The following is a 12088-nucleotide window of genomic DNA, read 5'->3' as shown; positions in this document are numbered from 1 at the left end:
AAGGCTAGTATATTTATGTTCGACACGAAAATTGCAATTGTTCTGCGCGATGACCTTGCCCCTTGGCAGACGCTGAATGTCACCGCTTTCCTGATGAGCGGCATCGTTGCAGAGACGCCAAACGTGATCGGCGAGCCCTATCGCGACCGCGAAGGCAATATCTATAATCCCTTATCAATCCAGCCCGTCATCGTCCTTGCGGCCGACCAGGCAACGATTTCCACTATCCATCGTCGCTCGCTCGAACGCGATGTCCGCACCTGCCTCTATGTCGAGGAAATGTTCTCGACCGGTCATGACGCAGCCAATCGCGCCATCTTTGCGAAATTCGCGCCTTCGGATGCAAAGGTCGTGGGAATTGCCATGCGCGCCGACAAGAAGCTGGTCGACAAGATCACCAAGGGCGCTCGCATGCACCCGTGATCCGCAAGGTAAAGACCGGCCTATGACAATCCGGTCGTCAGGCCAAGGACGGCGAGGTAACGGCCGATCTTCGCTATCGCCACCAGGATGACGAAACTGGCAAGGGGTTCGCGCAGAACACCGGCAACCACCGTCAGCGGATCGCCGACCATCGGCATCCAGCTCAAAAGCAGCGTCCAGCGCCCAAAACGGCGATACCACGACGCGGCGCGGTCGAGCTGCGCGCTGTTCGCCGGAAACCACTTGCGGTCGCGAAAGCGATCGATACCGCGCCCAAGACCCCAGTTGACGATCGAGCCCAAAATATTTCCGGCACTCGCTACCGCAATCAGAACGGAGGACGGGTAGGCATTGCTGAGCAGGAGTCCGGCCAGTGCCGCCTCCGACTGCATTGGCAGGATGGTTGCGGCCGCAAAAGCAATGGCGAACAGACCAGCATAGACCGCGAAATCTGCTGGCATCGCTATGCGCGCGGCTCGACCAGCCACAGCCGGATATTTTGTTCAGGCATGCGAAACATCGGGACCGTTTTCACGAGAAGCTCGGCACCTCGTTCCATACGTCATGGGCCGCGTCAATGTCCCGAGAACACCAATACCTGAACCGGCAGCAATATGGCCTGAATCCGCAGGATCGCCGCATGGACAAGCCCGACAGCATCGACGCCATGCAGGAAAAAACGATGCAGCGTGCCAAGATCCTTCGATTCGAGAGCTGCGTGATTGCTGGTGTAGGCATTGGCGATACAACTGCTTCCGGGAGGAATGCCTTCCAGGGCACCCGCAAATATCGGTTCGAGAAAGACCGTCAAGGTTCCTGGCTGGGCGATCTGCTGCACGTCGATCAGTTGATCGGTCGGACGCAACTGGCCGGCGGCAATCACGTCCTGCACCTGGGTGACCACCATGGGAATGATGGTGAAGGGCTTACCGATGCAGGTAGCCTCGGCGATCATCCCGGGCTTCATGACTTGCGCTTCAATCTGGTTGAAGCCGGCAATGAGAGCAACGCGGCCGGCCTCGGTTGGCACGAGGATCCCGGCCGGGCGCAGCAGCGAATTGACGAAATCGCCGGGCCGCAGCGTGAACTGGTGGACGGTCCCCGCGACGCCGGCGCGCACGATCATCTTGTCGAGCTCGACCTGCGCCTGTGCCAACGCAGCCTCGGCACTCGATCTCTGCGCAGGCAGCAGCGCGGCGATGCGCGCCTGCAGCGTCTCCTTGTTGGCGACAGCGGCATCGACGGCGCCTTTGCGGCCATCCACGACGACCTGCAGACGCTCGATCTCACGCGGGGCGACCACATTGGCGTTGCGCCGCATGATCTCCTGCTTGGTATTGAGTTCGTCGATGGCCTGCTGAAGCGCGCCCTGCGCTTGCTGGATCATGCCGTCCGCACCCGCAAGTTCGGTTTTGGCCACCGCCGAGGCGGCGTCGACTTCGGCAATGCCGCGTTGCGCGGTTTCCTTGGCGGCTTCCTGTTCGGAGCTGTCGAGCCGGAACAGCGGCGCACCGGCCGCTACACTCTCATTGTTGGTCACATAGACCTCGGCGACGCGACCACTGGTCTCGGGCAGGATCGTGACGGTGCGGAAAATGGCGGTGACGTTGTTCGTTGTCGGATGAAAGTAGAAAATCGTCGTAATCAGGAGGACCGTCAGCAGCAGGCAGGCGGTTATGCCCCAGCGCAGTTCATACCACATCGTATAGAGCGTAATCTCGCGGCCGATGCGCTTGCCCTGGACATAGCGGCGAAAAAGGTAGTCGGGAAACACGGTGAGCATCGAGCAGAGCAGCAACTCGAACATGGCTCAGATCCCCTCGCCTTTGCTGGCGATTTTCTCGGCGTCAGTAGCAGCAGCATCTTCGTCGGTAAGCGCCGAACTCTCGCGGCCCGAGATGCGCTCGAGCGATTGGGCGATTGAACTCATCGGCGTCGAAAAGTCGGGAAACTCGATCATCGCGAGCAGCAGGCCAATGATCCAGTAAATGTGATTGTGGGTAAACAGTGAAATCAACGCCAGTACGGCGACGATTTCGATCTGTACCTTGCTCGTGCGGTGCGCCATGCGCTCCGGCACAGCGTGAAGCTGAAAATAGAGGTTGCCGACGACCAGCACCACGATGAGCAGAAAGACAACGACGGCGTTGAAGAGCCAGTCGCTGTGTCCAGGCACAGGAATAAACGACGGCAGATGGTCAACCACCGCGGGGTTCATCTTTTCGGCCATAACGGCCTCCTCCCACATGCAGAAAGTTCGGGCCCCAAGCGTGCAAGCACATGCACGTAAGCTACAACCTACACGTTGGATCGGCTAAAAAAAGTACGTTACGGTAACTTTCCGTAGGCGTATCTAGAAGTTACGCTGGAAGCGGACAATACCGCCGATCGCGTCATCGTCGCCGAACTCGCTCTCCGCCTGTTCCTTGCGGGCCCCGCCAAACTTGGTGTAGTCGATTTCAGGCCTGATGATGAAGCCGGGCACAAGTTCGTAGTTGACGTTGAGGGCGAGAGCCCAGGTGCCCTGCTCTTCATAGGCCGCCTGGCCGTTGATGGTCGCCTTCTCGGTGACTTTTACGGCGAACCCGCCCCACCCGGCCCAATCTCCCTCCCACAGACCGTACCAATTGCGGTTCTGGTTCGTGTTGAAGGAATCCGAATCGTAGTCGGATTGATATCCCGCCATGATCCATGCGGATATGGAGTCGGTAAGGCTGACGTCCAGGCGAGCCTTTACGCCGACATCATCCTGCACGGAATCATAGCCAACGACGGCGCCGATCTGGCCCCAGCCTTGCTGGAGCTTCACGCCGGCGAGCACATGCGGCATGTAATCGTCGATAACGTAATCGTAGCCGTTGAATTCCTCGCCCTGCTCGGCAGCGACAATTGCGGAGAAACCATTTCCTCCCTTGAACGTATAGCTGACCTGATTGCTGGAAAGGCTGTCTGAGCCATATTGGATGACGTCATCCTGAATGATCGCCTCGCCCGCATAGCCCAGCCAGGAGCCGAAAAGGACGTCATTCACGCCGATCTGGAAGCCGCCGAGTTCAATATAGCCCTGGTGCAGCGAGGCGCCGCCGTCACTGCCGTTGGTAAATTGGAAGCGGGTATCGGCAAAGGAACGGAGCGTGCCAAGCTCGGTTTCGGAACGGGCGTCGAAACGGATTTCGGCGCGCGTGCGCGCATACCAGGTGTCATCGTCTCCCCCGATGTGGCCGCCGGTATAGGGATCATCGCCGCCGGCGACATCAACGCGCAGATAGCCGTTCACCTTCAGGCAGGTCTCAGTGCCTGGAAGATAGAAGAAACCCTTGCCGTAGGCATCGCATACGCGCACATATTCGACAGGTTCGGGTTCAGCGACGACAACCGCATCGGCTGCATAGGCCGCCGATGTCGTTATAATCGTTGCGACTGAAGAAAAAAGAAGCGTTCGAACAGCCATGAGGTCCCCCAGGGTGTACCGGCAACATTCAAACGAAATCGGGAAAACTGCGACGCCCCCGAATGTTGCGCTAATCCCAACTACATCGAACAATCTATATCACGCATGGAAAGCCAATACTGTCGCCATGCCGCCACACCTCAGAGCTTTCCAGGAGGCTCAAAGCAACCTAGCATTGCAACTTGTCAGTGATACGACGGGCCCACGGCCGGCGGCATCGGTTGGGACTAAGGTCGGTCACTCCCGGGCCCTTGGTCGTAGTTCGATTTACCGAGCGCCTGATCTATTTCTATCTGCTGGAAATCATTGCAGAATTTGTCCGTGCACATTTCCCCGTAATGGCACGAGGCTCGGATCAATACCGAGCCTCTTTTTTTATGCGCAACGGGCCTCGAAGCAGCGAATGTCACTTTCGGGGCCAAAGGGAACAAGCCTAAGCGGCCAAAGATAGGGAAAAAAGCTCAGTCGATTGCAGTCTGCACTATCGTTGAGGACCTGTTCTGAACTTTGGTTCCCCGGTGCTATGGGCGACCCGTTCTCAGAACGGGATTTCGTCGTCGAGATCGCGCGAGAAATTCCCGCCGGAACTGGAGGAACTGCTCGACGACGAGGCGTTGGAACGCCCGAAGTCGGAGCCATAGTCATTGTCGGAAACCTGCCCGCGCGCCGAATTGTTGTCGAAGGACCGGCCACCGCCCTCGCCGCGCGAATCCAGCATCTGGAGTTCGCCGCGGAACTTCTGCAGCACGACCTCGGTCGAGTAGCGGTCATTGCCGGTCTGGTCCTGCCATTTGCGTGTCTGCAGGGCGCCTTCGAGATAGACCTTCATGCCCTTCTTCAAATACTGCTCGGCGACCTTGGCAAGATTGTCGTTGAAGATAACGACGCTGTGCCATTCGGTCTTTTCCTTGCGCTCGCCGCTGTTCTTGTCGCGCCAGCTTTCCGAGGTGGCGATGCGCAGATTGACGACAGGATCGCCCGAACCGAGCCGCCGCACTTCCGGGTCAGCGCCAAGATTGCCTACCAGAATGACCTTGTTGACACTGCCTGCCATGATATGAACTCCATCAACCCTGTTCTAAAAATTTCGGCCATCATACAGAACGCGCATGGACGGCGGGCAATTCATTACCGCTATCCACAATATACAGCCCGCGCATTTCCCGCTTCGCCACCCAGCTGACAGGCTCCTGCCAAATCTGTCAGGAGGTTTGGCATATGATTGTTGTGCAACCTGTCGCCAGGATGCCGGCAATACACTTTCATCGCGAAGCGCTTTGCGAAGATCGGCAAGTCTCTTGCCCTTTGTTCTATTTTTGTTCTATCACTTGCCCAAGCAATGTCAACATGGGTATGGTGATTCCGACCGGGTTTGATCTCGCAAATCGCCAAAGACTTTCTAAATAAGGGAAAGTCTCTCGCCTGAGAGCAATCCCTCCTTCCAAACGGCGTGCCTCAAAGGCAAGACTCATGAGCGATCAGAAGTATATTTCCATTCGCGGTGCTCGCGAACACAACTTGAAGAATATTGACCTCGATCTGCCGCGCGACAAGCTGATTGTCATGACGGGGCTGTCTGGATCGGGGAAGTCGTCGCTCGCCTTCGACACGATCTATGCGGAGGGACAGCGTCGCTATGTCGAGAGCCTGTCGGCCTATGCGCGGCAATTCCTTGAAATGATGCAGAAGCCGGACGTCGACCAGATCGATGGCCTGTCGCCGGCAATCTCGATCGAGCAGAAGACAACCAGCCGCAATCCGCGTTCCACGGTCGGCACGGTTACGGAAATCTATGATTATCTGCGCCTGCTGTTTGCGCGCGTCGGTATTCCCTATTCGCCGGCAACGGGGCTTCCGATTGAAAGCCAGACGGTCAGCCAGATGGTCGATCGCGTTCTGGCGCTTGAGGAAGGCACGCGCCTTTTCATTCTCGCGCCGATCGTCCGCGGCCGTAAGGGTGAGTACCGCAAGGAACTGGCGGACCTGCAGAAACGCGGCTTCCAGCGCGTCAAGGTGGACGGCATCTTCTATGAAATCGCCGATGTCCCTGCCCTCGACAAGAAGTACAAGCACGATATCGACGTTGTAGTCGATCGTATCATCGTGCGCCCGGACATGTCGGCGCGCCTTGCCGACAGTCTCGAGACCTGCCTGAAACTCGCCGACGGCATCGCGATTGCGGAATTTGCCGACAAACCGTTACCGGCTGACGAGACGGCGAGTGAATCCGCCAACAAGTCGAAGAACGAGACCCATGAACGGCTCATGTTCTCGGAAAAATTTGCGTGCCCGGTCTCGGGATTTACCATTCCCGAGATTGAGCCGCGGCTGTTCTCGTTCAACAATCCATTCGGCGCCTGCCCGACCTGCGATGGACTTGGCACGCAAAAGGCCATCGATCCGACCATGATCGTGCCTGATGAGAATGTGACCCTCAAGAACGGAGCCATCGCCCCGTGGTCGAAGTCGAGTTCGCCCTACTACAACCAGACGCTGGACGCGCTTGGCGCGGCCTATGGCTTCAAGCTTGGCGACCGTTGGAGCGATTTGAGCGAAGAGGCTCAAAAAGCCATCCTCTATGGCACCGGCAACCGCGAAGTCCAGTTCGTCTATGATGACGGTCTGCGGTCATACCGCACCACCAAGCCTTTCGAGGGCGTCATTCCAAACCTCGAGCGTCGCTGGAAGGAAACGGATTCCGCCTGGTCGCGTGAGGAAATCGAACGCTTCATGTCCGGCACGCCATGCCCGGCCTGCAACGGCTACCGATTGAAGCCGGAGGCACTGGCCGTCAAGATCGGCGGATTGCACATCGGCGAGGTCACCGAGAAGTCCATCCGCCATGCCGACGCCTGGTTCCGTGACATCGACAAGACGTTCAATGACAAGCAGACGGAGATTGCCGCGCGCATTCTCAAGGAGATCCGCGAGCGCCTGCGTTTTCTGAACGATGTCGGCCTTGATTATCTCGCGCTGTCGCGCAATTCCGGCACCTTGTCGGGCGGCGAGAGCCAGCGTATCCGGCTCGCCTCGCAAATCGGCTCCGGCCTGACGGGCGTGCTTTACGTCCTCGATGAGCCGTCCATTGGCTTGCACCAGCGCGACAACGAGCAACTATTGAAGACGCTGCGTCATTTGCGGGATCTCGGCAACACGGTGATCGTCGTCGAACATGATGAAGATGCGATCCTGACGGCTGACTATGTCGTCGACATTGGACCGGCGGCTGGCATCCATGGCGGCGAAATCATCGCCCAGGGAACGCCCGCCGACATCATGGCGAGCCCGAAATCGCTGACCGGCAAATACCTTTCCGGCGCGATCGAAGTAGCCGTGCCATCAGAGCGGCGCAAGTTCAACAAGAAGCGCATCAAGGTCGTTGGCGCACGCGGCAACAATCTCAAGAATGTTTCGGCGGAAATCCCGCTCGGCACCTTCACGGCGGTGACGGGCGTGTCGGGCGGCGGCAAGTCGACCTTCCTCATCGAAACACTGTTCAAGGCTGCGTCGCGGCGCATCATGGGTTCGCGGGAGCATCCGGCGGAGCACGATCGCATCGACGGGCTCGAATATCTCGACAAGGTGATCGATATCGACCAGTCTCCCATCGGTCGCACGCCGCGCTCAAATCCGGCGACCTATACCGGTGCGTTCACGCCGATCCGCGACTGGTTTGCCGGGCTTCCCGAGGCGAAAGCTCGCGGTTACCAGCCCGGCCGCTTTTCCTTCAACGTCAAGGGCGGGCGCTGCGAAGCCTGCCAGGGCGATGGCGTCATCAAGATCGAAATGCACTTCCTTCCCGATGTGTATGTCACCTGCGACGTCTGTCACGGCAAGCGCTACAATCGCGAAACGCTCGAAGTATTGTTCAAGGGCAAGTCGATTGCCGACGTGCTCGATATGACGGTCGAGGAAGGCGCGGAGTTCTTCGCCGCCGTTCCGGCCGTTCGCGACAAGTTGCAAACCCTGGCCAAGGTCGGCCTCGGTTATATTCATGTGGGACAGCAAGCCAACACGCTTTCCGGCGGCGAGGCGCAACGCATCAAGCTCGCCAAGGAACTGTCGCGCAAGGCTACCGGCCGCACGCTCTACATCCTCGACGAGCCGACGACGGGGCTGCACTTCCACGACGTGGCGAAGCTCCTCGAAGTGCTGCACGAACTGGTCGACCAGGGCAATACGGTGGTTGTCATCGAGCACAACCTCGAAGTGATCAAGACTGCGGACTGGGTAATCGATCTTGGGCCGCATGGCGGCGACGGCGGCGGCGAGATCGTTGCGGTCGGACGTCCCGAGGACATTATCGAGGTCGATCGCTCCTATACCGGTCATTTCCTCAAGGAACTTCTGAACCGGCGTCCCGGCCATAAGGCGCAGGCCGCCGCCGAGTGATCAAAACCCGCCACTGCCGTGGCGGGTTTTTCGTATTCGCATAGCGGAGGAGAATAAATGACCGACAGCGGCACCGTGCGCACCGGCATCGGCGGATGGATCTTCGAACCCTGGCGCGGCACCTTCTATCCGAAGGGCCTGTCGAAGACCAAGGAACTGGAGTATGCCGGCCAGCACCTCCAGACCATCGAGATCAACAGCACCTACTACAGCACGCAAAAGCCGGCGACTTTCGCCAAATGGGCCTCGCAGGTGCCGGATGGTTTTATCTTCTCGGTCAAGGGCCATCGCTTCGTCACCAATCGGCGGGTGCTGGCGGAAGCCGGTGAATCCATCGAATTTTTCTGCAAATCCGGAGTTGTCGAACTTGGTGACAGGCTCGGCCCGCTCGTCTGGCAATTCGCGCCGACGAAAAAATTCAACGCCGAGGATTTCGGCGCGTTCCTCGATCTTCTGCCGGAAAAGGAAGCGGGGCACGCGCTCCGCCATGCCGTGGAAGTCCGCAACCCCTCCTTCGTCGATCCGGATTTCATTGCGCTTGCCCGCAAGAAGAACGTTGCAGTTGTTTACGCCGAACACTTCGAATATCCCGAAATCGCCGATGTGACCGCGGATTTCGTCTATGCGCGTTTGCAGAAAGGTGACGATGCGGTGGAGACCGCCTATCCGACGGAAGCGCTCGACAGATGGGCCGACCGCGCCAAGGACTGGGCAATGGGCAACGCACCCGAGGATCTTCCTCTCGCCGCTCCCGACGAAAAGGCGCCGAAGCGCCAACGCGACGTGTTTGTTTATTTCATCCATGAAGGCAAAGTGCGCGCTCCGCAGGCAGCTCAGGCACTCGCACAGCGGATCAAGCAGTAAGCCGGCACTCGCAACTCGGCTTACCGCACAATTTTTATGCAATTTGCTTATTTTTTAATCTGCATCCTCAGTCGTTTTTCGAAGCAGTCCTACCTTGGAACAAGGTGGCGGGGACAAATGCGCCGCCCGCTACGCCGTAACGTCGATATTTGTGACTACGCCGCCGAATTGGCATAGTTCCTGCTTTTGTTGAGGCAAGCGGGCAAGAGGCTCGTTTGTGTACATAGGGAGATTATTCTCTGATGAAGAAAATCGAAGCCATCATCAAACCATTCAAGCTGGATGAGGTGAAAGAGGCACTGCAGGAAGTGGGGCTTCAAGGCATTACCGTTACCGAAGCAAAGGGCTTCGGCCGCCAGAAGGGCCATACGGAACTCTATCGCGGCGCCGAATACGTCGTCGATTTCCTGCCGAAAGTGAAGGTCGAGATCGTTCTTGGCGACGATTCCGTCGAGGCCGCCATTGAGGCAATCCGCAAGGCCGCGCAGACCGGCCGCATCGGCGATGGTAAGATATTTGTCTCCAACATCGAGGAAGTCGTGCGTATCCGGACAGGCGAGTCCGGCATCGACGCAATCTAAAGCTAACTCTCCCATCTGCTGGCACGTTCGGGCCGGCAAACCCAATCATCGTCACCGAGTGAGGAAAAAACATGACCACCGCCAAAGACATCCTGAAACAGATCAAGGACAACGATGTGAAGTTCCTTGACCTTCGTTTCACCGACCCCAAGGGCAAGCTGCAGCACGTGACGATGGATATTGCAGAAGTCGATGAGGACATGTTCGCCGATGGCGTCATGTTCGACGGTTCCTCGATTGCCGGCTGGAAGGCCATCAATGAGTCCGACATGGTGCTGATGCCCGACACTGACACGGTTCACATGGACCCGTTCTTCGCCCAGTCGACAATGGTCATCCTGTGCGACATCCTCGACCCGATTTCCGGCGAAGCGTATAATCGCGACCCGCGCGGCACCGCCAAGAAGGCCGAAGCCTACATGAAGGCACAGGGCGTCGGCGACACCATCTTCGTCGGTCCGGAAGCCGAATTCTTCGTCTTTGACGACGTCAAGTACAAGGCCGATCCCTACAACACAGGGTTCAAGCTCGACTCGACCGAACTGCCGTCGAATGACGACACCGACTACGAGACCGGCAATCTCGGTCACCGTCCGCGCATCAAGGGCGGCTATTTCCCGGTCCCGCCGATCGATTCCTGTCAGGACATGCGCTCGGAAATGCTGACCGTGCTCACCGAAATGGGCGTGCGCGTTGAAAAGCACCACCACGAAGTGGCTGCTGCCCAGCATGAGCTCGGCGTCAAGTTCGATGCGCTGACCCGCAACGCCGACAAGATGCTGATCTATAAGTACGTCGTGCACCAGGTCGCCAATGCCTATGGCAAGACCGCGACCTTCATGCCGAAGCCGGTTTTCGGCGACAACGGCTCGGGTATGCACGTCCACATGTCGATCTGGAGGGACGGCAAGCCGACATTCGCCGGCAATGAATATGCCGGTCTTTCCGAGAACTGCCTGTTCTTCATCGGCGGCATCATCAAGCATGCCAAGGCAATCAACGCCTTCACCAACCCGTCGACCAACTCGTACAAGCGCCTGGTACCGGGCTACGAAGCACCGGTTCTGCTGGCCTACTCCGCCCGCAACCGTTCGGCTTCCTGCCGCATCCCCTTCGGCTCGTCGCCGAAGTCGAAGCGCGTGGAAATCCGTTTCCCCGATCCTTCGGCCAATCCTTACCTCGCTTTCAGCGCCATGCTGATGGCTGGTCTCGACGGCATCAAGAACAAGATTCATCCGGGCCAGCCGATGGACAAGGATCTTTATGACCTGCCGGCCAAGGAACTCAAGAAGATCCCGACTGTTTGCGGCAGCCTGCGCGAGGCCCTGCAGAGCCTCGACAAGGATCGCGGCTTCCTCAAGGCCGGCGGCGTCTTCGACGACGATCAGATCGATTCTTTCATCGAACTGAAGATGGCCGAGGTCATGCGCTTCGAAATGACCCCGCATCCGGTCGAGTACGACATGTACTACTCGGTGTAATCACCTGACAACGAAAAACCCCGGCTTGCGCCGGGGTTTTTTCATTGCCCTGTCTTGGATCAATCAGCTTGCGACAGCTTCCAGCATTTGGACAGCCGCCATCATTTCCCGCTCGCGGATGGCCCGGCGCTCGCTCGCTTCCGCATCTTCGCCCCAGTGCTCGATCGTCCAGTCCTCGTCCACATGAGCAAGCTTCCAGGCTTCGGCACCTGAGATTTCACCTTTGGCGACGGCAAGCGCGAGAATGGCAGAGCCGGTCAGCGTCGTGATCGTGTGGAGGGCGGCGATAGCGAAGGGATCGCTGAACTGCCCGAGATGCACGCTGAAAGCGGCGAGTGCCTCGCGCGGCTGTTCGATATGCATGACACCTTCGGCTAGCATAAAGCGCGCACCGAGGCTGGCTCCGGCCCAGTCGACCAGCGGATCCCAAAGTTCGGTCTGACGCGTTACTAGCCGCTCGGGCGAACCGGCGCGATAGCAGAGCATATCCGACGCAGCAAAGCGCAGCACATCCTCGAGCACCGCCTGCGGATCGTGCACGATACCATCGATCGCCGTGTTGGCGATGCGCGTTGCCGGCATCCGCGCTGGATCGATTTCCTTTTCCTGCGCGGCAAACTCTTCTGCTACCAATTGCGCGGCGGCATGCGTCGGCAATGCGAGGTCCTGGCGCGCCGGCGTCTTGACCCTGCGCCCGTCGAGTTCGACGACGAACCTGCCGTCGCGCTCAGCGACCTGCGCTTCCTTGTAGAACCGCTTTGGCAGCGGCAGTTTCGACTGTATCTGGGCGCGCCGAACCGGATCGGGATCGGAAAGCCCCTCTTTCGCATCGAGGTTGAAGAGATCGTTGCGCATGTCGTCACCCATTGATGTTCAATTCGTTGCGGCGGATATAG

11 protein-coding genes are annotated in these 12088 nt (G+C 58.5%); 5 read left to right on the top strand and 6 right to left on the bottom strand.

Annotation, left to right across the window (positions count from 1 at the left end):
* Nucleotides 1–15: 15 nt before the first annotated feature.
* Nucleotides 16–423, top strand: a complete 408-nt coding sequence (locus GF108_RS06655) for a DUF2000 family protein (protein WP_027233221.1) — start codon at nt 16–18, stop codon at nt 421–423.
* A 20-nt stretch (nt 424–443) separates the two neighbouring features.
* On the opposite strand, the gene GF108_RS06650 is transcribed toward GF108_RS06655, so the two are convergent.
* The 5 genes from GF108_RS06650 to GF108_RS06630 all read right to left on the bottom strand — a co-directional run bounded on the left by GF108_RS06650 (nt 444) and on the right by GF108_RS06630 (nt 4928).
* The gene (locus tag GF108_RS06650; RefSeq protein WP_153667370.1) at nt 444–884 is read right to left on the bottom strand and encodes a YqaA family protein; all 441 of its coding nucleotides are present in this window, start codon (nt 882–884) and stop codon (nt 444–446) included.
* Between the two features lie 113 nt (nt 885–997).
* Nucleotides 998–2230: an HlyD family secretion protein gene (locus tag GF108_RS06645; RefSeq protein WP_113280487.1), complete on the bottom strand. Its 1233-nt coding sequence runs from the start codon at nt 2228–2230 to the stop codon at nt 998–1000.
* A gap of 3 nt (nt 2231–2233) precedes the next feature.
* Nucleotides 2234–2653, bottom strand: coding sequence for a hypothetical protein (locus GF108_RS06640; RefSeq protein ID WP_153667369.1), 420 nt, complete (start codon nt 2651–2653; stop codon nt 2234–2236).
* 123 nt (nt 2654–2776) lie between these two features.
* On the bottom strand, nt 2777–3874 hold the full coding sequence (locus GF108_RS06635) for a porin (RefSeq protein WP_153667368.1): 1098 nt from the start codon (nt 3872–3874) through the stop codon (nt 2777–2779).
* A gap of 538 nt (nt 3875–4412) precedes the next feature.
* A complete protein-coding gene (locus GF108_RS06630) occupies nt 4413–4928 on the bottom strand; it encodes a single-stranded DNA-binding protein (RefSeq protein ID WP_091922962.1) in 516 nt (171 codons plus the stop codon).
* Between the two features lie 416 nt (nt 4929–5344).
* On the opposite strand from GF108_RS06630, the gene uvrA reads away from it, so the two are divergent.
* The 4 genes from uvrA to glnA all read left to right on the top strand — a co-directional run bounded on the left by uvrA (nt 5345) and on the right by glnA (nt 11192).
* The gene (gene uvrA, locus GF108_RS06625; protein WP_153667367.1) at nt 5345–8266 is read left to right on the top strand and encodes an excinuclease ABC subunit UvrA; all 2922 of its coding nucleotides are present in this window, start codon (nt 5345–5347) and stop codon (nt 8264–8266) included.
* 57 nt (nt 8267–8323) lie between these two features.
* Nucleotides 8324–9130 carry a DUF72 domain-containing protein gene (locus GF108_RS06620; protein ID WP_153667366.1) on the top strand — a complete coding sequence of 269 codons (807 nt, stop codon included), beginning with the start codon at nt 8324–8326 and terminating at the stop codon, nt 9128–9130.
* A 242-nt stretch (nt 9131–9372) separates the two neighbouring features.
* The gene (locus tag GF108_RS06615; RefSeq protein ID WP_027233194.1) at nt 9373–9711 is read left to right on the top strand and encodes a P-II family nitrogen regulator; all 339 of its coding nucleotides are present in this window, start codon (nt 9373–9375) and stop codon (nt 9709–9711) included.
* A gap of 71 nt (nt 9712–9782) precedes the next feature.
* The gene (gene glnA / locus GF108_RS06610) at nt 9783–11192 is read left to right on the top strand and encodes a type I glutamate--ammonia ligase (RefSeq protein WP_027233193.1); all 1410 of its coding nucleotides are present in this window, start codon (nt 9783–9785) and stop codon (nt 11190–11192) included.
* 63 nt (nt 11193–11255) lie between these two features.
* Here the strand turns inward: glnA and GF108_RS06605 are convergent, their stop codons facing one another.
* Nucleotides 11256–12047: an ATP12 family chaperone protein gene (locus GF108_RS06605; RefSeq protein ID WP_153668192.1), complete on the bottom strand. Its 792-nt coding sequence runs from the start codon at nt 12045–12047 to the stop codon at nt 11256–11258.
* Nucleotides 12048–12088: the final 41 nt, after the last annotated feature.

Source organism: Phyllobacterium sp. SYP-B3895, assembly GCF_009647635.1.
In the GTDB taxonomy this organism is placed as follows: Bacteria; Pseudomonadota; Alphaproteobacteria; order Rhizobiales; family Rhizobiaceae; genus Phyllobacterium; species Phyllobacterium pellucidum.
The sequence above is the reverse complement of the archived record's forward strand: the minus strand, read 5'-3'. Positions and strand labels throughout refer to the sequence as shown.